The sequence below is a fragment of the Alkaliphilus flagellatus genome (assembly GCF_018919215.1).
Lineage (GTDB): Bacteria > Bacillota > Clostridia > Peptostreptococcales > Natronincolaceae > Alkaliphilus_B > Alkaliphilus_B flagellatus.
In genome coordinates, this window is the sequence record NZ_JAHLQK010000002.1 from 259,129 (window position 1) to 284,976 (window position 25,848).

24 protein-coding genes, 1 riboswitch and 1 other annotated feature are annotated in these 25,848 nt (G+C 32.2%); of the genes, 17 read left to right on the top strand and 7 right to left on the bottom strand.

The features are described 5' to 3' along the window. Positions 1-15 precede the first annotated feature (15 nt). The 5 genes from KQI88_RS06155 to saoX all read left to right on the top strand — a co-directional run bounded on the left by KQI88_RS06155 (position 16) and on the right by saoX (position 5,001). Entirely contained in the window at positions 16-1,167 is a 1,152-nt protein-coding gene (locus KQI88_RS06155; RefSeq protein ID WP_216415478.1) for a double-cubane-cluster-containing anaerobic reductase, read from the top strand. Positions 1,168-1,195: 28 nt separating this feature from the next. After that, positions 1,196-2,002: an ABC transporter substrate-binding (seleno)protein SaoB gene (gene saoB / locus KQI88_RS06165; RefSeq protein WP_408629716.1), complete on the top strand. Its 807-nt coding sequence runs from the start codon at positions 1,196-1,198 to the stop codon at positions 2,000-2,002. Between the two features lie 14 nt (positions 2,003-2,016). Continuing rightward, complete coding sequence (gene saoA, locus KQI88_RS06170; RefSeq protein WP_216415481.1) at positions 2,017-2,886, top strand: ABC transporter ATP-binding protein SaoA; 870 nt, start codon at positions 2,017-2,019, stop codon at positions 2,884-2,886. Between the two features lie 63 nt (positions 2,887-2,949). After that, a complete protein-coding gene (gene saoP, locus KQI88_RS06175; RefSeq protein WP_281417548.1) occupies positions 2,950-3,777 on the top strand; it encodes an ABC transporter permease subunit SaoP in 828 nt (275 codons plus the stop codon). A gap of 42 nt (positions 3,778-3,819) precedes the next feature. Further along, positions 3,820-5,001 carry an ABC transporter substrate-binding subunit SaoX gene (gene saoX / locus KQI88_RS06185; protein ID WP_216415483.1) on the top strand — a complete coding sequence of 394 codons (1,182 nt, stop codon included), beginning with the start codon at positions 3,820-3,822 and terminating at the stop codon, positions 4,999-5,001. Between the two features lie 85 nt (positions 5,002-5,086). On the opposite strand, the gene saoC is transcribed toward saoX, so the two are convergent. The 4 genes from saoC to saoD all read right to left on the bottom strand — a co-directional run bounded on the left by saoC (position 5,087) and on the right by saoD (position 7,331). Next, positions 5,087-5,557: a Cys-Cys-COOH (seleno)protein SaoC gene (gene saoC, locus KQI88_RS06190; protein ID WP_216415484.1), complete on the bottom strand. Its 471-nt coding sequence runs from the start codon at positions 5,555-5,557 to the stop codon at positions 5,087-5,089. A 3-nt stretch (positions 5,558-5,560) separates the two neighbouring features. Beyond that, positions 5,561-6,658, bottom strand: coding sequence for an efflux transporter SaoE (gene saoE, locus KQI88_RS06195; RefSeq protein ID WP_246579166.1), 1,098 nt, complete (start codon positions 6,656-6,658; stop codon positions 5,561-5,563). A gap of 7 nt (positions 6,659-6,665) precedes the next feature. Continuing rightward, complete coding sequence (saoT, locus tag KQI88_RS06200; protein WP_246579167.1) at positions 6,666-6,935, bottom strand: thioredoxin-like (seleno)protein SaoT; 270 nt, start codon at positions 6,933-6,935, stop codon at positions 6,666-6,668. A 63-nt stretch (positions 6,936-6,998) separates the two neighbouring features. Continuing rightward, positions 6,999-7,331 carry a DsrE-related protein SaoD gene (gene saoD, locus KQI88_RS06205; protein ID WP_216415485.1) on the bottom strand — a complete coding sequence of 111 codons (333 nt, stop codon included), beginning with the start codon at positions 7,329-7,331 and terminating at the stop codon, positions 6,999-7,001. A 197-nt stretch (positions 7,332-7,528) separates the two neighbouring features. Here saoD and KQI88_RS06210 point away from each other — a divergent pair, with 197 nt between their 5' ends. The 3 genes from KQI88_RS06210 to KQI88_RS06225 all read left to right on the top strand — a co-directional run bounded on the left by KQI88_RS06210 (position 7,529) and on the right by KQI88_RS06225 (position 11,026). Continuing rightward, positions 7,529-9,568, top strand: a complete 2,040-nt coding sequence (locus KQI88_RS06210) for a molybdopterin-containing oxidoreductase family protein (protein ID WP_216415486.1) — start codon at positions 7,529-7,531, stop codon at positions 9,566-9,568. Between the two features lie 74 nt (positions 9,569-9,642). After that, complete coding sequence (gene saoL, locus KQI88_RS06215; RefSeq protein WP_264328342.1) at positions 9,643-10,317, top strand: MerB-like organometallic lyase SaoL; 675 nt, start codon at positions 9,643-9,645, stop codon at positions 10,315-10,317. Positions 10,318-10,651: 334 nt separating this feature from the next. Next, on the top strand, positions 10,652-11,026 hold the full coding sequence (locus KQI88_RS06225; protein WP_216415489.1) for a zinc ribbon domain-containing protein: 375 nt from the start codon (positions 10,652-10,654) through the stop codon (positions 11,024-11,026). Between the two features lie 532 nt (positions 11,027-11,558). Here the strand turns inward: KQI88_RS06225 and KQI88_RS06230 are convergent. The 3 genes from KQI88_RS06230 to KQI88_RS06240 all read right to left on the bottom strand — a co-directional run bounded on the left by KQI88_RS06230 (position 11,559) and on the right by KQI88_RS06240 (position 14,783). Continuing rightward, positions 11,559-11,876 carry an arginase family protein gene (locus tag KQI88_RS06230; protein WP_216415490.1) on the bottom strand — a complete coding sequence of 106 codons (318 nt, stop codon included), beginning with the start codon at positions 11,874-11,876 and terminating at the stop codon, positions 11,559-11,561. Between the two features lie 163 nt (positions 11,877-12,039). After that, a complete protein-coding gene (locus KQI88_RS06235; RefSeq protein ID WP_216415491.1) occupies positions 12,040-12,789 on the bottom strand; it encodes a peptidylprolyl isomerase in 750 nt (249 codons plus the stop codon). A 209-nt stretch (positions 12,790-12,998) separates the two neighbouring features. After that, positions 12,999-14,783, bottom strand: coding sequence for a M3 family oligoendopeptidase (locus tag KQI88_RS06240; protein WP_216415492.1), 1,785 nt, complete (start codon positions 14,781-14,783; stop codon positions 12,999-13,001). A gap of 241 nt (positions 14,784-15,024) precedes the next feature. Continuing rightward, a riboswitch (Lysine riboswitch) is annotated at positions 15,025-15,202 on the top strand. Between the two features lie 142 nt (positions 15,203-15,344). On the opposite strand from KQI88_RS06240, the gene KQI88_RS06245 reads away from it, so the two are divergent. The 9 genes from KQI88_RS06245 (at position 15,345) to KQI88_RS06285 (ending at position 25,695) form a co-directional block, all read left to right on the top strand. Then, on the top strand, positions 15,345-17,072 hold the full coding sequence (locus KQI88_RS06245) for a Na+/H+ antiporter NhaC family protein (protein ID WP_216415493.1): 1,728 nt from the start codon (positions 15,345-15,347) through the stop codon (positions 17,070-17,072). A 296-nt stretch (positions 17,073-17,368) separates the two neighbouring features. Beyond that, the gene (locus KQI88_RS06250; protein WP_216415494.1) at positions 17,369-18,064 is read left to right on the top strand and encodes a response regulator transcription factor; all 696 of its coding nucleotides are present in this window, start codon (positions 17,369-17,371) and stop codon (positions 18,062-18,064) included. Continuing rightward, positions 18,054-19,622, top strand: a complete 1,569-nt coding sequence (locus tag KQI88_RS06255; protein ID WP_216415495.1) for a sensor histidine kinase — start codon at positions 18,054-18,056, stop codon at positions 19,620-19,622. Before KQI88_RS06250 ends, KQI88_RS06255 begins: the two co-directional genes overlap by 11 nt. A gap of 73 nt (positions 19,623-19,695) precedes the next feature. Continuing rightward, positions 19,696-20,045 (top strand) — a binding site (T-box leader). 92 nt (positions 20,046-20,137) lie between these two features. Beyond that, positions 20,138-21,160, top strand: a complete 1,023-nt coding sequence (asnA, locus tag KQI88_RS06260) for an aspartate--ammonia ligase (protein WP_216415496.1) — start codon at positions 20,138-20,140, stop codon at positions 21,158-21,160. Positions 21,161-21,278: 118 nt separating this feature from the next. Further along, positions 21,279-23,000 carry an ABC transporter ATP-binding protein gene (locus tag KQI88_RS06265; protein WP_216415497.1) on the top strand — a complete coding sequence of 574 codons (1,722 nt, stop codon included), beginning with the start codon at positions 21,279-21,281 and terminating at the stop codon, positions 22,998-23,000. 177 nt (positions 23,001-23,177) lie between these two features. Beyond that, positions 23,178-23,777, top strand: coding sequence for an accessory gene regulator ArgB-like protein (locus KQI88_RS06270; protein ID WP_216415498.1), 600 nt, complete (start codon positions 23,178-23,180; stop codon positions 23,775-23,777). Positions 23,778-23,798: 21 nt separating this feature from the next. Then, positions 23,799-23,921: a cyclic lactone autoinducer peptide gene (locus KQI88_RS06275; RefSeq protein WP_216415499.1), complete on the top strand. Its 123-nt coding sequence runs from the start codon at positions 23,799-23,801 to the stop codon at positions 23,919-23,921. Between the two features lie 59 nt (positions 23,922-23,980). Next, on the top strand, positions 23,981-24,445 hold the full coding sequence (locus tag KQI88_RS06280; RefSeq protein ID WP_216415500.1) for a hypothetical protein: 465 nt from the start codon (positions 23,981-23,983) through the stop codon (positions 24,443-24,445). 350 nt (positions 24,446-24,795) lie between these two features. Then, positions 24,796-25,695, top strand: coding sequence for a sensor histidine kinase (locus tag KQI88_RS06285; RefSeq protein ID WP_216415501.1), 900 nt, complete (start codon positions 24,796-24,798; stop codon positions 25,693-25,695). Positions 25,696-25,848 lie beyond the last annotated feature (153 nt).

Here is a 25,848-nt window from a genome sequence, read left to right on the forward strand (position 1 = left end):
TATGGAGGCTTAAAAATGTATAATTTACCTAAAATGTTTAATGAATATGACGAAGCAAGACAAAAAGGGTTTATAAAAGTAAAAGATTATAAAGAACAAGGTAGGAAGATAGTAGGCACATTTTGCACTTATACTCCAAAAGAAATAATTGAGGCGGCAGGTGCTATCTCTGTAAGTTTATGTGGTACTAGTGAAGAACCTATACAAGATGCAGAGAGGGATTTGCCTAGAAATCTTTGTCCTTTAATTAAATCAAGTTATGGATTTGCTATAACTGATAAGTGCCCTTATTTTTACTTTTCAGATTTAATAGTTGGAGAAACTACATGTGATGGAAAGAAAAAGATGTATGAATTACTGGGAAAATTAAAATCTATGTATGTGATGCAGCTCCCTCAAAACAATAAAGATGAAGAATCTTTAAATCTATGGAAAAAGGAAGTAATAAAGCTAAAGGAACGCTTAGAAAGTGAGTTCGGAGCAGATATAACTATAGAAAAGTTAAAACAAGCGATAAAACTTGTAAATGAGGAGCGAAGAGCAAAAGAGGAGTTTTATGGATTAGGCAAATTATGTCCACCACCAATGACCGGCCTAGAGATGCAAAAGGTTTTATATGGTTCTCAGTTTAAAATGGATATAAGAGAAAGCATAGAGAATCTAAGAGAACTTACGGACAAAATTAAAAAAGAATATGAATCAGGCAAGACTAATGCGTCTAAAGATGCACCAAGAATACTAATAACAGGTTGTCCTATAGGTGGTGCTTCTGAAAAGGTTATAAAATCTATAGAAGATAATGGTGGAGTAGTAGTATGTTATGAAAATTGCGGAGGAGTTAAAGCTACATACACAAAAGTTGACGAAGAGAAAGATCCTATAGATGCAATAGCAGAAAAATATTTGAGTATACCATGTTCAGTAATGTCCCCTAATGAAGATAGACTTAACCTGATTTCGGAAATAATCCATGAGTATAAGATAGACGGAGTGGTAGAAGTAATCCTTCAAGCTTGTCATACTTATAATATTGAAAGCTATTCTGTAAAGAAATTTGTTACAGAAGAGAAAAACACACCTTATATAAGTATAGAAACAGACTATTCTCAGAATGATATGGGGCAAATTGGAATAAGAGTAGGAACATTTATAGAAATGATGTCTTAAAAAAGGGTAGTATTAGAGGGAGAATTATATGAATACAAATCAAAAATTATTTTTATTTTTTCTAGTAATATGCATCATAGGAATTGGATCTATTTTTATTCTACCTAAAGAAGAATATGTTGCAAATACAGATATGCGTCTAAGAATTGGAGCTGGAGATGATATTACAGGATTACTTCTACAGCAGATCATGAGAACAAGTAATAATATGGGGAGAGAGAATCTCATCAAGGGAGAGGCTCAAAAAAGGATTTTTGAGGACTTTACTTTTAAGGATTGCTGAAGTAACACAGCACAATGGGCCTTGAGCTCAGAAGAAATCGATATGGCCTTTTATTGTAACCATATAGCTTTGCATTTAGTACGTTCTAGTGATGACTTTGAAATTTATGCACCAGTCATTATGAATGGTGAAATTATTGCCTATAATAAGGAACTGGATAATATGTACAAGCTAGGTATGGGCCAAAAGAGAGAACATTTACATAAAGTCTCTAAGGAGAGTTATCCACAGATTCAAGAGATTTTGGAGATGCAACCTATATCCTTGCCGTATTCTTTGGAAGAAGGACAAATAGATGGTGCAGTTATGGATGTAACTGAGGCAGCCTTATTGCCAAAATTCAATTTTGCATCCCTTTCAGAAAATGACTATGTTTCTTTTGTTCTAGTTGTTAGGAAGGATATTATAGATACCAGAGCTTTTAGAGATTTTTTAGATGTGTACAATAAGACAATAGAAGAGTTAAGCCAAACGGAAACGCTTATTACACACATGGGTATGACAAAGGAATTTTGGGATAAAGCAAAATTAAAATTTCTAAGTTTGGAATAGGAAAGGTGGATTAAATGTCAATATCAATACAAGGAATAACTAAAGTTTTTCCCAACAGAAGAGATAAAAAGGCAAATAATATTGTATTACGAGATATCTCATTTGATGTGAGTGAAGGTGAATTTGTTTCCTTATTAGGTCCATCAGGTTGTGGAAAGACAACAACATTGACAATTGTTGCAGGGTTTTTAAAGCATAATGGTGGGAATGTTTTTGTCAATGGGAAAGAGGTGAATAAACCAGGGCCGGATAGAGCTTTTGTGTTTCAAAATTATGCCTTGTTTCCATGGATGAAGGTAAAAGAGAATATTATGTATCCTATGAAGCTGAGAGGTATACCAAAAAGAGAACGTGAGGAGAAACTAAAAAGTTTATTGGAGATGGCACAGCTTAAGGATTATGGAAACTATTATATTCATGAAGTATCAGGTGGCATGAAGCAAAGAATTGCTTTATTGCGAGCTTTAGCTTGTGACCCAGATATTTTGTTAATGGATGAACCCTTAGGTGCTGTTGATTTTCAAATGCGTCAATTACTTCAAATTCAATTAGAATCTATGTTGCAAGCAAACAAGAAGACAACTCTTATGGTTACCCACGATGTTGATGAAGCTATCTATTTAAGTGACCGAGTTATTGTTATGTCAAGAGACCATGGAAAAATATTGGCTGATTTAAAAATTCAGCTTCCTAGACCTAGAGATAGAAAAAATGAAAAATACCATCAATATACTAATGAATTAACTGACATCTTAAGAACTGCACTAGATGGTGATGTTAAAAATCAAGAAGATGAGCAATTGTTAGAATTTATTAATAAATCGAAACAAAAAGAGAGTACAAATAAATCTTATTCTCAAAAATCAGCTCTTCAAGGAAGATAATAAATTTGATTTTAAATTAGATTTAAGACATATTTTGAAATGCTAGGAGGTGAGTAAATAAAAATGAATGCACAACAGAAACAAGTTAATAGAATGGTGCACGCAACTAAAATGAAAGATAGACGTGCATGGAAAAACTTAAGTGGAAAGGACTTTAATTATCATACTCCCATAGCCATTATTATACTAGGAATTATATGGATGATAGCAGCTAGAATTGTAAACAAACCATTTATTTTCCCTTCCCTAGAAAGTGTAATTGAAGCATTTTTTAAAGCGATTACAGATTTATATGTATTGAGAAATATTGGAATTACCATGCGCCGAGTTATGACAGGTGTATTCTATGCATTTATCATAGGGTTACCTATTGGTATGATTATGGGGTATTCAAAAAGTATGTTACGAGCTTTTGCACCATTTATTAATTCACTTAGGCAAGTTCCAATTATGGCCTGGGTACCACTATCCATTATATGGTTCGGTCTTGGAGATGGACCAACAATTTTCATGATTGCATTTACTGGAATATTTACAGTTATTTTAAATACCATTGCTGGAGTCCAGGATATTAGTAAGGAATATTATCATGCTGCTCGTAGTATGGGTGCAAGAACAATTGATATTATTAAAGACATTGTACTTCCTGGTTCTCTACCAGGAATCATCACAGGGATTAGATTAGCAATTGGTATGGGCTGGATGTCGGTTATCTGAGCGGAGTTCATTGCGACGAGTGCCGGGTTCGGTTACTGTATAGTAGAAGCTCAATCTAGAATGGAAACCCATACAATAATTGCGTATATGGTTATAGCTGGATTGATTGGATTTTCCATTGACAAGGTGATGCTATTAATTGAAAGTATGTTATTAAGATGGAAGGCAGACTAGAAAGTATTTTTTAGACAGCAAAACTAGAGGGAGAGATTAACTATGAAAAAAAGGGTGATTTTAACTATTCTTGCATTATCAATGATGCTAGCTGGTTGTACAGATAGCAGTCAACAAAGTGTTGTAATCGAAGATATTGGTTATGACCCTGCTGCAGAGGTAGTAAGGTATGAATTAGAAGAATTAAATGATGCAGACAAGGAATATGTTGTCCAGTTAGGATATAGAGATTGTGATCACATGGTGCCAGCTATTATAGGGGAAAAGGCAGGGATTTATGAAGCTTTAGGGCTTAATGTTGTAGTTACAAAAACAGGTAAGATTATGGAAGCTATGTCCTCAGGAGAATTAGATGTAGGCTATCAAGGTATTGAAGGAGCTATTAATTCTGTTAATCAGGGAGCACCACTATTTATGGCAGCAGCTAATCATTTAGGAGGATCTAGATACTTAGTTGTAAGCAATGACATTAAAGAACCAAAGGACTTAATAGGAAAAAAAATAGCTGTTGGATCTGGGGCAGAAGCAAAGCCAGAATGGCGAAAATGGGCTGAAGAGTTGGGCATTCCAGTTGAGTTAGAAAACTATGAAGTAGTGGATATGTCTGATAAGGATAAAGTTTTTGCATTAAAAGCAGGACAGCTAGATGCCTTTTCTGCCTGCGATCCTTATGGTTCTCTAGTAGAATTTGAAGGTTTTGGTCGTATTATGGCAACTGGTTGGGGTGCACATGTTTCAGAGGATATGGAAGAAGGCTGGGGAATATGCTGTATTTACGCTATGAACAATGATTTCCTAGAGGAACATCCAGAATTGGCGAAAAGATTAGTTCTTGCACATTCTCTTGCTATTAAATACTTGTATGAACATCCATACAATGCAGCTATGATGTTTGCTGATGGATTTGGAACAGTACCAGAAGTTGCACTAAAAACTGTGTATATGAAAACTGTTGCTGAAGGAAGAACAATTACATGGCAATTCTCAGAAGAAAACTTAAATAATTATATTGATTACTTCTATGACTATGAAATTGCAGAAGATAATATTCCAAATATAAATGATATTGAAAAATTCATGTCAACAGATTTACTAGAAACATGTGGTATTGAAGATTTCGATACATTCATTGAAGAAACAAATATTGATAAGGAGTTTCCAGTTGGTATGAGCTATGACGATTGGCTAGCTAAGGCAAAAGCTATAGATGGTATTACAGAGTAGAAGTATAAGAAATAGTTAAAAATATGGCATAAATAAAGATGATGTAACAAAATATTTTGTTACATCATCTTTATTATTTTATAAGTTAACAACAATCTTCCATACCTTCCCCAAACAAATCTTTTAGCTCTGTATCATCAATTAACCTAAATATAGAGTAACCGAAATTCTCATCCTTTGAACCAGATATAATAATTTCTATTGGTCCAGTTTTATCGATATCCTTAAATTCTATTTTTAGGTTTTCTATTGGAGCAGGAATGTGGTCAGATACCTGAAATCCATCTTCTTTATCTATAACTACAAGCATTGCATTTTTTCTTTTAGACTCATTATAGATTACCAGTAAGTCCTTACGTCCATCATCATTTAAGTCTTCATATCCACACTTTAAAACCTCATTGTTTGGAAAATTTTCTCTAAAGTATATAAGAAGTTCATTATCTGGCTCGACCCCTAGTGCCTCTACAGTATTACTTTTTTTTAGAGAAAAAGAATAGAGCCCTAATGAAAAAATTACAAGTATGATTAGTAGAGTTTTAAATTTTTTATTCATATTTTACATCACCTGCTCAGTGCTTTTTTTAAAGAAATACTTAACTTTAGGATATATTCCCTTTAGGAAAAATAGGAAAATGATGAATGAGCATAAGTACTTAACTGGTTCTGGCAAGTTAAAAAGTAATTTATTTGCACTTTCAATGGTATTATCAATCCTATTAAAGTTAACAGCAGGCTTAAACCCAGGCATAAGCCATAAATTAGTTAGATAACCAACTATTAATGAAAAGACAGAGATAGTTACTCCATATATTACAGCAGTTTTTTTACCAATTAACTTATAAATACTAAGTAGCTCAGGAATATTAGTAGCTGCACCTGCCATCAAAAAGGTAATAGCAGCACCAGGTGAAGCACCACTGGCAATTAGAGCAGCTATAAAAGGAATATGTCCAACAGCACAAACATACATGAATGCAGCAAGAACTGCTACATTCCAAAGTGATAGCATACTAGGATTTCCTAAATACTTTTGTATAAATGCATCTGGAAATGCAGTTAGAATAAATCCTCCAAACAACATACCTAAAACTACGTATTTACTTAATACTACAGCTAAATCACCTATTACCCACTGAATACCGGATCTAAATTTTTCTAGTAAAGTGACTTTTTCTATTGGTTTTAATGAATTAGCTATTATTTCTTCTTCTAGACCTTCTTTTCTTAATTCATTGCCTCCCAGTTTATTGCCGATTATTCCTACAATAAAAGGAAGCAAAAGTCCTGCAACTATATTTATTATAGTTATTTCTTTACCTAATAAGCCATAGCTAAGTATTATTGCTATAGGATTTAGTACAGGTGTAGATGCCATAAAAGCTAGTGTGGGCCCTACATATGCTCCAGAGTAGTATAGGCTAATGCCAAGGGGAATTGTACCGCAACTACAAATAGGTAAGCAAGTACCTGAAAGTGTTGACTTTAAAATAGAGCTAAGCTTAGTATTTCCTAAGGCTTTGTGAAATCTCCTAGGAGAAATAACATCATGCAAAAGCCCTGCTACTATGTAACTAAAAACAAGCCAACCAGAAGCTCCATTTAATAAACCTATTGAGGTAAATATAATGTCATTTAAAAAATCTAGTATTAACAATAAAACATCACCTCATATCATCTAGCTCACTAACAGCTAGAGCAATTTCATTTTCGATAATATTCTTAGATATTCGCTGAATTTTCTTTTTTTCATTTATAATTAAAGTTCCTCTAAATATAACTCCATACTTCTTAACATAGCTCATATCTTTGCCTGCTATATAAATCTTCACATCAACCTTATCTTTGTACTTTGCTGCAGCAACCTCTACAGCTCGGGTATACCCATCACAGCTAGGTCAAGTATTAATAAACTCAACTAGAACCTTTGACATTTATACACCTCATTTCTAGTGAATAAAATAACAAAGTCCGCAAAACGGACTCTTTATTGTGGGTTAGAATGTAATTACTTGATCAAGCTCTACTGAACCAAGAGCACCATATAGTACTGGAAAACAACCGATTGCAGCACCCGGTACAAGTCTATTTTCAATTTGTCTCTCAAGTGCACATTGATCACATGCTAATAATATCATACCTGTTTGTTCATGAAGTTTTTGAAGTCTTTCACCTATATCGGTTTCATTCAATAATAAGAAGGTATTATCGAATAAAAAAAACATCCCTACTACCTCAGCACCATGATTGCCGGCTTCTAATTGTGGAATTACCATATCTCTTAAAATAGTTCTTGAATTATCTGAGCTTATAACATATGCAACTTTCATCCAAATTCCTCCCTTCATCGTCAAAATTCGTCTTAATAATAACATATTTGTCTAAAAAATAACAATTGCAATATATTATAATAGAATTCTCATCTATTAATATTATCTATTTAACAATTATTGATTGTGATGTTATCATAACAAGTAAAAGGCAATAAAAGATGTGATATGAATAAGGGTATTGGGGGAATGAGTGAATGATTAAGGGGATATGTAGTTTTTGTGGCGGAAACTGTGGAATTGAACTACTGGTAAAGGACAATAAAATAATTGAAGTTAAGGGGGATAAAAACCACCCCATAAGTAAAGGATTTATTTGTCCAAAGGGAAAGGCCTTACCTGAAATAGTTCATTCTAAAGATAGATTATCCAAGCCAATGAAAAAAGATAAAAATGGTAATTGGATAGAGATAGACTATAAAGATGCTATTGATATTATAACTAAAAAATTAAAATCATTAAAAGATGAATTTGGAGCAGAAGCCTTATCAATGCATACGGGTGAAGCAGGAGTGAGAAGACAGTTTCCAGAGTATGTAAGAAGGTTTTGTCAGTGTTATGGAACACCTAACTACTCAGCAGCAGGAAGTCATTGTCATCTATCAAAACAAATGGCAAACAAGGTGACTATGGGAATGCTACCAAGTGCTGATTATAAGAACAGTAAATGTATAGTTTTATGGGGTTATAATCCAGCGAATGCTCATCCATATATGATGATGGATATAAATGAAGCTGTTAGAAAAGGAGCTAAATTAATAGTCGTAGATCCTAATAGAATACAAACTGCTAAAAGAGCAGATATTCATTTAAAACTTAGACCTGGAACAGATGGAGCATTAGCCCTAGGACTTATTTATGTAATTATTAAGGAAAATAACTATGATAGAAAATTTGTAGAAAACTGGACTGTAGGTTTTGACAAATTAGTGGATTTAGTTAAAGATTATACGCCGGAGTATGTTGAAGGAATTACAAATATTCCTGCTGAAACTATTGTAGAAACAGCTAGAATGTTTGCAAAGAATAAACCAGCAAATATTTCTCCTGGAATAGCAATAGAGCTATTGACAAATGGATTTCAAACCGCAAGAGCAATTTCAATACTTCAAGCAATAACAGGAAATATTGATTTAGTTGGTGGAGCTATGATGAATTCACCTGCACCTTTATCTCCAATAGAGTGGGAAAACCCTAGATATAATAAGAAGCCTATAGGAAGTACTGAGTTTCCTCTATTTTATGAAACCTTTGATGCAGCTCAAGCCAATATTATTAGCGATGTTATACTTGAAGGTAAGCCTTACCCATTAAAAGCTATGATAGTAATAGGAAGCAATCCAATACTGACATGGCCAAATGCTAATAAGTTAAAAAAGGCTTTAAAGTCCCTTGACTTATTAGTTGTAATGGACAACTTTATGACAGAAACCGCAAAACTTGCGGACTTAATTATTCCTGGGAGTTTCTTTGTGGAAAGATATGAAATATGGAATCAAAGGGGCATGTTGAATGAGGGTATCTTAGGCTTGTCATCTAAAATAATTGATAATGAATATGGCACTTCAGAATGGAAGTTTATTAGTGATATAGCAAAAGCCATGGGATACGAGGAAGAACTTCCTTGGAATACAGAAGAGGAGGCTATTGATTATAGGTTTAAAAAACTTGGACTAAGTTTTGAAGAAATATCTGAAATGTATTATGGATATAAATATGAGGATTTTAAAGAAAAGAAATACGAAGAAAAAAGATTTAATACACCTACAGGTAAGGTAGAAATATATTCAAAAAGCTTAGAAGAATTAGGCTATGATCCTCTGCCTATATACTATGAACCACTAGAAAGTCCAATGTCTACTAAGAATTTAGCTAAGGAGTACCCTTTTGTACTTTCTACAGGAGCTAGATATTTAGAATATTACCACTCAAGATATAGAAATATAAAATTCCTTAAGGACTATAAAGATGAGATCGAGCCAACAGTTAAAGTTCATCCTGAGGCAGCAGAAAAAGAAGGTATTAAGAATGGAGATATGGTGAAAGTTGAAAGTTTAAGAGGAAGCATAAAATTAAAGGCAGAAATAACAGGTGATATACTTCCTACAACAGTTCTTATACCTCATGGTTGGAATAATGCAAATGCGAATGAGTTAACAGACAATGAGAAGCTAGATCCTATAAGCGGATTCCCACCAGATAGGGCATTGTTAGCTAAAGTAAAGAAAATAGATTGATATAATAGGCTTTTTATAATAGCTTTTCTTATAGTTTTAGTTAATTATCTTTAGTTATGGAGGCATAAATACATATGGAAGAAAATATTCAATTTGAATATTATTCAACGGAAAAGTTGATGATAGAAAGCATAGATCAGAGATTAAACCAAACTGAGAAAAAGACTAGAAGGTTCTTAATGAATTATACTATTGATAAAGATAAACCATTTAACTTAGTTAGGATAACAGAAGATATAGTTAGAAATATAGGTACTTCAGAAGATAAGTTCAATAATTTAATTAACAGCTTAATTAATAAAAGGGCAATAGTAGTAGATAAAGATAAAAATGTTAATTTTATATATCCTGTTTCGGCACTTCCAACGAATCACAAAGTTACTTTATCAGATGGTAGAAGTTTTTATGCCATGTGTGCAATAGATGCAATAGGAACAGCATTTACATTTAAGCAAGATATAAATATAGATTCAAAGTGTAGCCAATGTGGAGAGTCAATTTATATACAGATAAAGGATGGCAGGCTCTTAAGTTATATACCTGAGGATGCATGCATACTTCATGTAGATTTAAATAAACATAAAAACTGGTCTGGTGATTGTTGAAATGTTATGAATTTCTTCTGTAAGAAGAAAGATTATGATGAGTATGTAGCTAATATGCAATTATCAGAAGATGACATGTTTTGTCTAAATGCAGCAGAAGCATTGCAGGTAGCGAGAATGCTTTTTTTTGTAACAGATATATAATAAGAAGTATAACCGAGGAAGAATAATTTCTCAGTTTTTGAAAGCATAAGGGACAGTGCTTTTTACTTTTAAATCCCTGTTTTAATTATAAAGCTGTACTTATTAGTAGTTTTTTTATATGTTAAACTAATTTTACCATTTTAGCAGGATGTTAGGATATTAAAGAGAAGATATTTAGTAAACCATTATGGAAGCTTCCTTCTAATATGTATGCTTTAAATATTATAAAGGCAGAACTAAACAATCTAGCAAAGGCAATTAAGGGTATTAATATTAAATTGCTATTCTATCCCATTAGATATCAGTTTACTTATAAAACAAAGGAGATAGATACATGTTTTTCATTATGGGAGTGTCCCCTAAACAGGAAGAACTAGATTTTAATCAAACTACAATTTGCTATCATTGTGGAAAGTATGGCGAGTATAAAGTTACCAAAGAATATATGGTTCTTAGTTTGTTTTTTATCCCAGTTTTAAAGTGGAATAAAAAATTTTATGTGAAAACTACATGTTGTGGAAGTATATATTCAATTGATAAAGGATTAGGGGAGCGAATTTCCAAGGGAGAAAATGTAACCGTACATGATAAGGATTTAAAATTAGTACATATGGGTAAAAATTACTATAAAAAAAGATGTTCTAATTGTAGTTTTAAAACTAATGAAGATTTTCAATATTGCCCAAGGTGTGCATTTCCATTTAAGTAAATAATCGCTAGGGACTACTCCTAATGTTTCTTACAGAAACAAAAAGAACCGTCCCCAATGCTTTAATGCTTTCCTCACAATTGTGAGGTTTTTTGTTTGCGAGGCATGTTGCCGAGCCGATGGTCTGAAGGAAGCTGATGGCGGTTGCTGGAACCAAGCGATAGTGAACCAGTGTTGGCATATGTAGTGGATAACCTTCCAAAAAGTAGGGACGTCCCAATATTAGCTTAACTACATATGTTTGGATGGTCGTTTTAGCAACAGGCGAAGTAACTTAACCTTGGAATCACTGTACTCGATGCTGTAGGTGAGGTGGCTGGTATAGGTCAAAAGCCTATGTCAGATGCGAAGGGCGAAGGAGATTTCAAAGTGTATTGGAGGTAATTTTAAGCAAGAGCGAAGGTGTTGAAAGAAGGCTGAGATGCTGGAAGGTACGAACAGTTGGCATAAGATAACTTGCGAACTATCTCGATGACGCAGATATGAAGTAATTAGAGAAATCAAAGATAAGATTGCCATAGAGCTAGAAACGTCAAGGGACTCTAATGAAAAACGTATAGCTTGAGCAAAGAATAACGGAAGATGCAGCAACTAAGGAACAATATACCTTATGTGCTAGATTAGTGTTTATTTCTGTTACAGGATGTAAGTGTTTTATATTTTCATGACCATTATATTTTTCTTCTTTAGGAACGACTGGTACTGGTACGTTTCCTAAATCATAAGCTGTATGACCATTTTCTTTAATCAGATCTATAATTTTATTTTGACGAAGCTTACTAGGTCTATATTGTGCTCCATTCAGACTACAACCATACGTAATAGGAACACCGATTAAAGCTATATCCATATGTCAATTCCTCATTAAATTTATTTAAATCAATTATAGCATTTAAGGTGCAAGATTGTAATAGAACATGCTCGGATGTATGAAAATTCAGTCATTAGCATATAGATACATATAATTAACAAAATAAAAAAAGACTAGAAAAATCTAGTCTTTTCAAATATATTTATTCGTTAATTTTAACTTCATATTCCTTCTTTAATTCATCAACTCTATTAAGATATGTTTCTTGTTGTTTCATAGCCATTAATTGTTGGCTTAATTGACTTTTAACTTCATCGAAGGCTTTTATAGACTCTTCTTTTTTATCAACCACTTTAATAATGTGATAACCAAATTGAGTTTTAACAGGAGCACTAACTTCTCCAGCTTTCATATTAAATGCAGCAGCTTCAAACTCAGGAACCATTCTTCCCTTTGTAAAGTATCCTAAATCTCCACCTTGAGCATTAGATGGGCAGTTAGAATATTTTGTAGCAGCTTCTTCAAATGCTAATCCATCACTAATTTCCTTGGCGATTTCTTCAGCTTTTGCTTCATCATCAACAAGAATGTGGCTTGCTTTTACACTTTCAGGCTCTTTAAACATATCTTTATGTTCGTTATAATAGTTTAAAAGGTCGCCTTCACTTACTTTGATATCTTTTAATAGGTTATGAATTGCAAATTGCTTCAAAATGTTATCTTGCATTCTTCTCGCTTCTTGCATATAAATTTCATCTTTATCAAGTCCATTTTTAACTGCATCTAAGTAAAATAGTTCTTGGCTAACTAACTCTTGTAGTAATTGCTTTCTACCTTCTTCAGAGTTAAATTGCATTGCTCTTTGAGGATCTAAGCTATTTAAAAGCAGGTTAAAGTCTTGCTCTGTTACTTCTCTACCACCAACAGTGGCTAATACCTTTTTATTATCCATTAGTAGACGCTCCTTTATTAGTTTATCTTTATTCTTACCCATAATAACAAAAAAAGTAAAGTATGTCCAATAAACATAGAATGTAGAACTTTGAAAGAATTAATAAAAGTTTTTTTGTATCATAATAGATTATTTTCACATTAATTCTTTGTTATTCATCGAGAATGTTAGGAACGGTTATTTAAATTTGGTTTCTACTTAGAAGCATTTTATTTGTTTTTCAATCTCTCATCTGCAATATCCACAAATTTTTTAATATCTTTTTTAATTAAATCCAAAGAGCTTCTCCAAAAATCAACTGATGTAACATCTATATCCATAACTTTACCCACATCTACAATGTTGTTTTTACCAGTTGCCTCTAGTAGATTATTGTACTCATTAACAAAGGCTTCACCACGTTTTAAATACTCGGAGTAAAGTCCCTTTGAAAATAATAGTCCAAAGGCATAGGGGAAGTTGTAAAAATGGCGTTCTGGCATATAATAGTGAGACTTATTTATCCACATAGATTCATGTAGTACATTATGATCTAACCCATTTCCATAGGCTTCTTTTTGTGCGCTTATCATTATTTCTTTCAGCTCATTAACTGAAAGTGAACTATCTTCACGGCGTTTAAATACTTCGGATTCAAACAAGAAACGACTATATATATCGACTATTACCTGTCCTGCGTCAGAAATAGAGGTTTCTAATATTGCAAATGCTTCTTCTACTGTGGCAGTTTTTAAGGCTCCATTTATAATAATAGTTTCAGCAAATATAGATGCAGTTTCTGCAAGTGGCATTGGGTAACGACTGTTCAATAGACTTGCGTTTTTCAGACAGTGCCCATGATAACCATGACCTAGCTCGTGAGCTAATGTAGTCATGTTACTAAAACTACCATCAAAGTTAGCTAAAATTCTACTTTCTTTAATAGGGTGTAAATTGGAGCAGAAGGCGCCGCCTCTTTTACCAATCCGTGGCTCCGCATCTATCCAGTTTTTATCAAAGGCCTTTTGCGCAAAATCTCCTAGCTCTTTGCTAAATGTATTAAAATTATCCACTATATACTTCTGTGCTTCTTCGTATGTAAACTCCATATCTACATTTCCAATTGGTGCAAACATATCATAGAAAGGTAGCCCATTACTATGTCCTAATAACTCTCCTTTTTTACGATAATATTGGTGGAAGAAGGGTAGGCTTTCCTTCATAGCAGTTAGCATTGCATCTAATGTTTCCATATTCATCCTAGATGTAATAACCGCTTGCTCTAGAGGAGATGCAAAGCCACGTTTTTGTGAGATTGTAATTGATTCACCCTTAATACCATTTAATGCAGCTGCTGAGCTTTCTTCAATTTTTAAATAGGATTTTAATTCTGCCTCGTAGGCTGTTTTTCTTGTAGCGGCATCAGCACTATAGGCCATGTTTCTAACTACAGGTAGAGGAAGCTGTTTCTCTTCTCCATCTATTGTAATATCTACAAGTAGGGTAGAGGATAATAATTGTTGTAATTTAGCCCACGCCTTTGATCCTGTTTGGCTCATTTTAGAAATTAATATTTCTTCCTCTTCGCTCAAAAGATACTGATTATTTAGCATAATATCCTCTAAGTAGAATTGATGTTCCTTTAAAAGAGGAGAAGACTGTATTAGTTCTTCAATATTTTCTATATTACCAAGCCATTTTTCAAATTGGACAGTTGCCTCTGTTAAATTTGAAGCCTTACTTTGAAGTTGATCTGCTACTTTAAGAGCAGTTTCATTTTTTGCATCTACACTAGATACAAGTATAGCATAGCTTAGTAATCTAATATATATGCTACCAAATTCTTGTTGCTTTTTAATATAGTTTTCTATTTTTTCTTTTGCTCCTTCAGTACTTCGCAACTCCTTTTTTACCCAAATAATTAATTCTTTAATATATTCGTTACACTTATCCATATCACTTTTAAATTCTGTTGATTCAAAGGATGTGTAAAGCTCATTTAAACTCCAACGCATAATAATCCCCCTTTTAATTTTAATAAAATATTTAGAAAATTCAGCTATCATAATAATACACTTTATTCATTTCGAATTCAATATATTTCGATAGTCTAATATATTTTGTTTTAAATTTTATGTTTAAAATATCTATAACTCTATAATGTACTTAGAAATTATTAGAAATATACTAAAAAAATTACCTATTGACTAATTAAACAAAATGGTGCATAATGTTTAAATAAGTGCAAAGTGAATAATTAAAGGTAGAGGTGCAGTCTTTAATAGTACTATTGTGGAGGTAAGCACGATGATGCGATAGGAAAGGAAAGGTTGCCGAAGTATATGGCTTAAGCTGAAGAGTCATATAACTGGTCTTACATAAAATATATGTAAGATTGTCACAAATAACCTATTTGTGGAGAGCTATCATTCAAACTAAAACATAAAATAGGCATAATGCTATATCGCCTATATTTGAAAGGTCTTGAGTGAAAAAGCTTAAGGCTTTTTTGTTTTGTTGAAGAGTTCTCCCTCCTAACCGTTTAATCACTACACAAAATTAAGGAGGAGAAGAAAATGAAAAGAAAAAATCTTATCGTAATTACCACTCTAATTTGTATTTTATTATTATCTGTTACTGCTTTTGCAGAACCTACTACAGCGGAAACAAATGCTGCTAGGTTTGGTATTTGGACAATTATACCACCATTAGTTGCTATTATATTAGCATTCATTACAAAAAATGTTATTTTGTCCTTATTTATTGGTGTATTTTCAGGAACTTTTTTATTACAGCTAAATGGTTTTAATGTTAGCTCAGCTTTTATAGGTGGATTTTTAGATATTATTAACAGAATTATAGAATCCTTATCAGATCCATGGAATGCAGGTATTATTCTTCAATGTTTAACCATTGGTGGGTTAATAGCCCTAATTTCTAAAATGGGTGGAGCAAGGGCTATTGCTGAAAGCTTAGCTAAAAAGGCAAAGTCTCCTACTAGTGCTCAGATTATTACTTGGTTAATGGGACTTTTTATATTCTTTGATGACTATGCTAATTCATTAATTGTTGGGCCAATTATGAGACCTATTACTGATAAAATGAAGATTTCAAGAGAAAAATTATCTTTCATTGTTGATGCTACGGCAGCACCTATTGCAGGTATTGCTTTAATATCTACCTGGGTTGGGTTAGAAATAAGTTTAATAAGGGATGGATATTTATCTATTGGTCAAGAGGTGAATGCATATGGTATATTTATCTCTACTATTCCTTACAGATTTTATAATATATTAATGCTATTATTCGTAGTTATTACAGCTGTTTTAGTAAAAGAATTTGGTCCTATGTTAAAGGCTGAAAGAAGAGCAAGAACTACAGGAAAAGTAATGGCTGATAGTTCCAAATCTGCGGTTTTTTCTGAAGACAAGTCCTTAGAGCCTAAAGAAGGAATCAAACTAAGTATATGGAATGCTATTATTCCTATAGGTACTTTAATAGTTTTTGGATTTGTAGGCTTCTACTTCAATGGTTACCAAGCTATAATGGCTGGAGAAGATGTAGCTCTTATTGAACTATTACAAAATTCTCCACTATCATTTGTATCTATTAGAGAAACATTTGGTAATTCCGATGCTAGTATTGTTTTATTCCAGGCGGCGTTACTTGCGAGCATTGTAGCTGTTGTAATGGCTGTTGCACAAAAAATCCTTACTGTTTCAGAAGCACTTGAAACTTGGGTAGATGGTATGAAGTCTTTAGTAATTACAGGAGTTATTCTACTATTAGCTTGGTCATTAAGCAGTGTTATTAAAGAACTTGGGACAGCAGCATTTTTAGTATCTGCTCTATCTAGCACTATTCCAAAGTTTTTATTACCTTCTATTATTTTTATATTAGGTTCAATTATTTCATTTGCAACAGGAACATCCTATGGAACAATGGGAATATTAATGCCTTTAGCTATTCCATTGGCTCATGCTATATCACCGGATGCAACATTTATTGTAGCTAGTGTTGGAGCTGTATTAACAGGAGCTATTTTCGGAGATCATTGTTCTCCAATATCAGATACAACTATTTTATCCTCTATGGGAAGTGGATGCGATCATATTGATCATGTAAAAACTCAACTTTGGTATTCTCTTACTGTAGGCGCAATTACAATATTATTTGGATATATTCCAGCAGGATTAGGTTTGCCGATTTTTATAGTGCTACCGGTAGCTATGGTGGCAGTATGGGCTACTGTATATTTCTTTGGTAAATCTCCTGAAGCACCAGAAAAAGCTAAAGCTGCATAGAAATATAGGATACTACAGATTATAAAATAACAATTAAAAACAGAGGCTACCTTCTAAAAAAGAGGTAGCCTCTATTTGTAAAGTTTTCGAGTATTTCTAGTATTACTAATCTATTAAAAAACTGGAGGATGTAAACATTTTGAGTACTTGAAAATTAGTATAATTTTAAGTATGACATGAAGCTTTACTACGAAAGCAACATCGCAATTTTAAGCTTTTTTTAAGATTTTAACTATCATTTGTTAAGGACTTTTAGCTATAATATAGTTAGCATAGAGTAGAAGGAAGGGTTACTTATGGCAAAGGAAAAAATACTTGTTGTAGATGACGAGAAGGAAATAAGAGATTTAATAGAGATTTACCTAAAAAATGAGGGTTTTGATGTTATTAAAGCATGTGATGGTATAGAAGCCTTAGATATACTGGAAAAAGAAAAAGTTCATCTTATTATACTAGATATTATGATGCCTAAAATGGATGGTATAAAGGCTTGCATGAAGATTAGAGAAGAAAACAATGTGCCTATTATAATGCTTTCTGCAAAGGCAGAAGATATGGATAAAATATTTGGGTTAACTACTGGTGCAGATGATTATATAACAAAACCATTTAATCCGTTGGAGTTAATTGCACGGGCTAAATCTCAAATTAGAAGATATACAAAGCTTAATAGTATAGCTACAACTACAGGTGAGGAAATAGAAATTGACGATTTAATAATTAATGTATCTACTCATGAAGTTAAAATAAATGGTAAGGATGTTAAACTCACACCTAGGGAATTCGATATATTAGAACTATTAGCTAGAAATAGAGGTATGGTTTTTAGTATGGAAAAGATTTATGAAAAGGTTTGGAAGGAGGATTTTTTTGACTCCACTAACACTGTAATGGTACATGTAAGAAAAATCAGGGAGAAAATCGAAGAAAATCCTAGAAGTCCTCGATATATAAAAACTGTATGGGGGGTAGGATATAAAATTGAAAATTAAGCTTAAAAAACCTAGATTTAGATTACTTCGTAAAATGTTTTCGCCAGTTAGAAAGGTATTTACTACTCTAGACAATGTTATCTCATTAGTAAGGGAGCGGGTTGCAAAGAGTGTACGTATGCAATTAATGGCTACTTTTATAGTTTGTCTTCTAAGTGCAATGGTGGTAGCATCTGTAACTGATAGCTATTTATCTAAGCTAAATAGAGATCCTGTTGTAGACTATTCAAATGGAGCAGAGTCCATAGATTACTATGCTAGAAATATTGTACAAGACTTAACTGACTATATACAGGCTAGGTACGACGATAGGCATGAAATAATATGGGAAGAAGAGTATGGTAGAATAGAATTGGACGAATATATTAAACATGTGCTCAATAGATGGAATGGGAAAACAAAGGCTCTTATAGTTGATATGGACGGAAATGTCCTTTATCGTTCTGAAAATGCTACAGAAAACCAGGTAGATCTTCATAATACTATTCGTAATGCCATGAATACCCGTATTGATTCTTATAGGCTTCACGAGAGAGCAGAATTTAGTAGCTTTTACCCTATTACCATAAATGATATAAGGGCATATGTAATTGTTAGTGGTATGCCTGAGGCAAGTATTACCTATCATGAAGGAGGAGGAGGATTTGTTCCTGTAATCCTAGGATTTGCTACCTTTATATTGCTTTTTTACTTCGCAACACAGCAAAAGATGAAATATATTGAAGAACTAGCATCTGGACTTTTAGAAATTTCAAAGGGTAACTTAGACCATAGAATAGTCGGAAAAAGTGACGATGAGCTAGGGTCTTTAGCTAATAATATTAACTTTATGGCAGAGGAGTTAAAAAATAAAATAGAAGAGGAAAGAAGAGCAGAAGTGCTTAAAAATGAACTAATCACCAATGTTTCTCATGATTTAAGAACTCCCCTTACTTCCATTATGGGTTATTTAAATCTGTTGAAGGACAGAAAATATGAGACTTTGGATGAAGCTAAGCAATATTTAGATATTGCTTATGGAAAATCTGAAAAGCTAAAGGTTTTAATAGAGGACTTATTTGAATATACAAAGGTTACAAATCAAGGAATAAAATTATCTCTAGAGAAGGTATATTTAAACGAACTTATAGATCAATTAACTGAAGAGCTAGTTCCCATTTTAGAAGAAAAAGAATTAGTATTTAAAAAGGAATTTTCAAAAGAGAAAGCTATAGTGTTTGCTGATACAGATAAAATGGTGAGAATATTTGAAAATCTTTTGACAAATGCAATTAGATACAGCAAAGAACAGGCAGAAATATTAATAAAAACTACAGTAGGCGAAAAGCATATTACAGTATGCATAGAAAACAAGGGAGAACCTATTAGTCCTGAAGATTTAGATCGTATATTTGATAGGTTTTTCAAGGTTGAGAAATCAAGAACATCTAATTCGGCAGGGTCTGGATTGGGATTGGCTATATCTAAAAACTTAATAATACTTCATGGGGGAAGAATTTGGGCAGATTGTAAAGGGGACACAATACAATTTTTTGTTGAGTTAAATAAATTTTCTTAAAATCACAAATAATACTATTGACATTATAAATGTAATAATATACAATGTAATGAATAAATTTAATACAAACCTTTTAAAGACAATGAGGAAAAGAGTAAGCATGAGGAAGTAGTTTTAGCGAGTTGGTGACAGTGGAAGACCAATACGAAGCCTATGTTGAAGAACATTTCTGAGTTCCTAACCGAAATCTTGATGATAGTAGGCTTAGGCGGAGCCAAACCGTTATAGATTGGAAAGTATCGAAATTGTAGTTTGATAGCATCAGACGACTTTTGAACACTTGAAATTTTTTACTGAAGATTAAAAATTTAGGTGGGACAGGAGTCGAGGCTATAGAAACAGACGACTGTTTCCGTACTGATTTAAGAGAGCCGTTTGGCTAATTAAGGTGGTACCACGGAAGTTAAGTCTTTCGTCCTTATTTTTATAGGGATGAAGGGCTTTTTTTTATTTTCTAAAAATATATTTTTAAAATTGCATCGGCCGTGCAAAAAATTAAAACTGGAGGTAAAACCATGAAAAATATAAAAGAAAGATTAATAATACCAGTAGGATATAAGCCTAGTTTAAATATTAAAGAAACAGAAATAGCTATTAAAAAACTGAAGGATTTTTTTGAAACAGAACTATCTAAAGTTTTAAGATTAACTAGGGTTTCTGCACCGCTATTTCTTTGCCCACAAACAGGAATGAATGATAACTTAAGTGGTGTGGAAAGGCCGGTATCCTTCGACATTAAAGATATGGAAGGACAGTATGTAGAGATAGTGCATTCTTTAGCCAAGTGGAAACGTATGGCACTACATCGGTATAAATTTGAGACTGGAGAAGGTTTATATACGGATATGGATGCCATTAGGAGGGATGAAGAATTAGATAATATTCATTCTATTTATGTAGATCAATGGGACTGGGAAAAGATTATTGATAAAGAAGATAGAAACGAAACTACATTGAAAGAAATAGTTGAAGATATTTACGGTGTTTTTAAAAGCACTGAAGACTATGTGCATAAGCTATATCCTGAGTTAGAGCATGTTTTACCGGAAAAGATTACATTCATTACATCTCAAGAATTAGAAGATATATATCCTAATTTAACATCTAAAGAGAGAGAGAATGCGATAGCTAAAGAAAAAGGCGCAGTGTTTATTATGAAAATAGGAGGAAAGCTAAGATCAGGTGAAAGGCATGACGGTAGGGCGCCAGATTATGATGATTGGGAGTTAAACGGAGATATTATATTTTGGTATCCTACACTAGATATGGCTTTAGAACTTTCATCAATGGGTATAAGGGTAGATGAGGAAAGTTTAGAAAAGCAATTAAAGATGGCAGGTTGTGAGGAAAGAAGTACCTTTGATTTTCATAGATTAGTTTTAGATAAAAAACTTCCGTATACAGTTGGTGGTGGAATAGGCCAATCTAGGATATGTATGTTTTTCTTAAAAAAGGCACACATCGGAGAGGTGCAAGCAACTATATGGCCTAAGGAAATGATCGATACTTGTGAAGAATATAATATAGCTCTGCTTTAGCCTAAATACAGCAACAAAACTTTGAAGACTATTATGAATATGGTATAATGTGAAAATAACAATAATTAGGTATACGAAATAAATAGTATATCTTAATAGTAGAGGGAGAGTTATGCCTATGATAAAACGTTTTGCAAAGTATTACCGAAATCATTTACCATTGTTTTATTTAGATTTTTCATGTGCATTTTTAATGGCAGGATTAGATCTGGTTTTTCCTAATGTTGTTAGAAAAATGATAGATGATATTATACCTGCAAAGAATCTTTCCTTAATTATATGGGCAGGAGTAGGGTTGCTAATTTTATATATTGTTAGGGCAGCTTTACAGTATATAGTTGATTATTGGGGACATGTTATGGGTACAAGGATTGAATATGATATGAGAAAAGATTTATTTAATCATATACACAAACTATCCTTTAGTTATTTTGATAATACAAAAACAGGTCATATTATGTCTCGTATAGTAAATGACTTAAATGAAATTTCAGAGTTAGCCCATCATGGACCAGAAGACCTTTTTATTGCGACAGTTACATTGTTAGGTTCATTTATTATTCTACTAAACCTTCATTGGCCTTTAGCTTTAATTACTTTCTCTGTAGTACCTATGATGTTAGGATTTGCTATCTTTAAAAATAAAAGAATGCAGTTCGCTTTTAGAGAAATGCGTTTAAAAATTGCAGATGTTAATGCTCAGGTGGAAGATAGTGTTTCGGGAGCAAGAGTAGTTAAATCTTTTACTAATGAGTGGTACGAAGAGCAAAAATTTGAGAAGGGGAATATGAACTTTAGAAAATCTAGAGAAGGTGCGTTTAAAGTAATGGCTGGCTTCTTCTCTGGTGTAACCTTTTTTTCCAATTTGATTAATTTAGTTGTAATAGTGTTCGGTGGTATATTTGTATACTATGAACAAATGACATCAGGAACTTTAGTAGGATTTTTACTATATGTTTCTATGTTTTTACAACCAATTCGAAGACTTACAACATTAATAGAGAACTATCAGAATGGTATGTCTGGGTTTGCTCGATTTGCAGAAACTTTAAACTTAGAGCCTGATATTAAAGATGATCCAAAGGCTGTGGAGATTGATAGAGTAAATGGAGAAATTATATTTGATAATGTCACATTTAGTTATAATAATAAAGAAAATGTCTTAGATAGTATAAGCTTATCAATTAAACCAGGAGAAACCATTGCTTTTGTAGGTCCATCTGGAGGTGGCAAAACCACCCTATGCAGTCTAATACCAAGGTTTTATGAAGTGGATAAAGGTAGTGTTAAGGTTGATGGTATAGATATTAAAACGATTACACAGAGGTCACTAAGAGAAAACATAGGTATTGTTCAGCAAGATGTATTTCTATTTTCTGGTACAGTAAGAGATAATATTGCCTATGGACAAATAGGTGCAACAGACGAACAGGTTATAGATGCGGCTAAGAAGGCTAATGCTCATGAATTTATTATGGCACTTGAAAATGGTTACGATACCTATATTGGAGAAAGAGGAGTTAAACTATCGGGAGGACAAAAACAGAGGCTTTCTATTGCTAGAATATTTTTGAAGAACCCTCCAATTCTAATATTAGATGAAGCTACATCAGCTTTAGATAATGAAACAGAAAAGGTTATTCAAGAATCCCTATTCGACCTAGCAGAAAATAGAACAACCTTAGTAATTGCTCACCGCTTAGCTACTATTAGAAATGCAGATAGAATTGTAGTTTTAACTGATGAAGGTATTGCAGAAGAGGGAACACATAAGGATTTATTAGAAAAAGATGCAATTTATGCAAACCTATATAAGACACAGTTTGATGGATTTATGTAATTAAACCCCCTATTGGGGGTTTTGTTTTTTAAACAATATGAAATTAGAACTATAGCCCTATTGTATGTGAAATAAATATATAAAATATTTTGAAGTAAAATAGAGGAGTATATCAAAATATGTCGAATAGATGTCTTGTATATATTTATATATTAAGTAGAGAGAAGATGGATATATATGTCGATTGAAAAAAAGCTAATAGATGGTTTGAAAAACGAATTAAAGTTATCTGAAGATAAGTTAGAGATAGTAACATTTGGCTATAGATTACTTATATATAGCATTTTAGGCTATTCTTTTATAGTTTTAGTAGCTCTATTATTTGGAACATTGGGTGCCTCATTAACTGCAGCTATAACAGCTTCTTTATTTAGAATTTTTTCAGGTGGTGCTCATGCCAGCACCCAAAAAAGATGTACAATTATAGGAGCTGTAATTTTTAATTTAATTGGACTTACAGCTACTATTTGTTATAATAGCATATCTTTGTACTTAATAAATTTGCTCTTCTGGATTACTGCTATAGTCGCTCTAATTACCTTTATTTTATATGCACCAGCTGACACTCCAGGTAAGCCAATTACTACTAAAGTCCAAAGGGATAAATTGAAAAAAATATCTATTGCACTTTTAGTTATTTGGATTGTATTAAGTAAATTTGTTTTTAAAGGGGAAACAAATACATATAAACTATATCTCTTATCTAGCACATTAGGTTTAGCATGGCAAAGTGTAAGCTTATGGCCCTCTACTTATCGATGGATCATATTCAAGTAAAAGAATTAAGGAGGAATAAAAATGAAGAGAAAATTAATGGGATTAATAGTAACACTTTTAAGTTTTTTTGCTTTAGCTAATGTAGCTTCTGCAAGTACTGTAATAAGCTATCAGCCAGAACTTCCAAAGTCTTTAAAAAAATAAGTACAAAATAAGTAAAAATAAGGCCTAGCAAATAATCATTACATCAAGGATGAAGCCATATGCAATACTTAACACATTTTGTACATGCATTTTTAATGTTTGTTGCCCCTTTAAAGTTTTTAAATTATAAGTCGACTATTAAACAAAGAGCCCTATTTACATTAATTTATGGCTTGGCGATAATTTTTTCGAGGAGAATATATGATTTTCTTCCATTGACTTTTGGAACGCATACTATATTACTGGTTATTATAAGCTCAGTATTATTTAAAAATATAGTAAAGGAGATTAGTTGGCTAAAATCTGTATATACAGCTTTAATTCTCTTTATATCTGTATTAATAAATGATGCACTTATACTATTGCCTAGTATGAAATTATTTGATTTAACTGTACAAAAAATAGAGAATAGTAGTTTTTTAATATTATTTTCAATAATTATACCCAACGCTACTTTAATAATAATGTATATTGTTGGACATTTGAAAAATAAAAAAGACAAACAAATTTCTTTAAATAGCTAAAAAATAACTTCAGCCCTTAACAGAGGTTGGAGTTGTTTTTTATAACACATAGAAATTATGTGCTTTTTAAAATTGAGTATAAGTCATAATTTCTGTAATGTGTTTAAATAAAATCCACATTAAGAATCTTTGAGAAAGATTTTGTTCTAATTTACTTAAGTAAATTACATAATGGAATTTAGTACTCAAAGCCTATTGTGTATAAAAAGCAAGCGGAATATTTTTAAAGCAAATAAAGGAATATATCAAGATGTGTCGAATATACTGTTGTTAGCTAGTATTAGTTTCAGATCGTAATAAGTTAAAAAAAAGACAAGTATACACTTTCTAGAATAGTAGGTGAATAAATATTGAAGACTAAAATATTTAGGTTAAGTTTAAATGATAAAAAAGATAATGTTAAAATGTTATTTTTGGCCCAGGTTTTTGTTATAATTGCAACTATGGTTTATTTTAGTTTAGCTAAATGGAACATGATAGAGGAACAGCACCATCCTATTGCTGGAGATAGAGTATTAATGGCTTTACTTATATTATGTGGAGTTGTTGGAATTGGATCAATGTACTTATTTAATGAAGTAGTAAAGTTAATTGAGAAGGAAAAGGATTATGAATTACAAAGAATTAAAATTGTACAAATGCAGGAATTCAATGATTTGTTAAGGGCTCAAAAACATGATTTTTCAAACAATCTTCAAGTAATATGGGGAATGCTAAGTCTTGGAAAAGCTGATAAAGCAAAGGCCTATTTAGAAAACTATACAAATATGTTAAAAATAGACGAAGAAGAACTAGAAGAAATTAATCAAATAAATAATACTTATTTATATACCTTGTTTTTAAACAAGTGCTATATGTGTAAAGACATGGAGATAGATATTCATTATAGTATAGATCCAAATATTTCTCTAGATAGATTTAATCCAATTGACCTTATTAGAATATTTGGCAACTTAATTGATAACGCTATTTATGCTGTAAAGGAGTTAGAAAAACAATATAGAGAGATTTTAGTAGATATATATTGTGATGACAATAATTACTTTTTTAGTGTTTGTAATAAAGGCTCTGTAATACCTAATGATATGAAGAATAAAATATTTAAACAAGGATTCACTACTAAAGGAAACAATGGGAGTGGTATGGGGTTATATAATGTTAATCAATTAACAAATAAGTATAGAGGAAAGGTTTGGGTTGAAAGTAATGAGCATAGCGGAACCCAATTTGTTGTAAATATACCTAAATAAGATGGAAAATAATGTATATACTGTAGGAGTCATATTAGACTATATTTTCTCAAAATTCATTAAAATATAAACTTTTTTAAAAAAGTATCATTATTAATTAGCTGAAATTACAATGTTTGACATAGTATTAAACAAAATTTTTAACAATTCTAA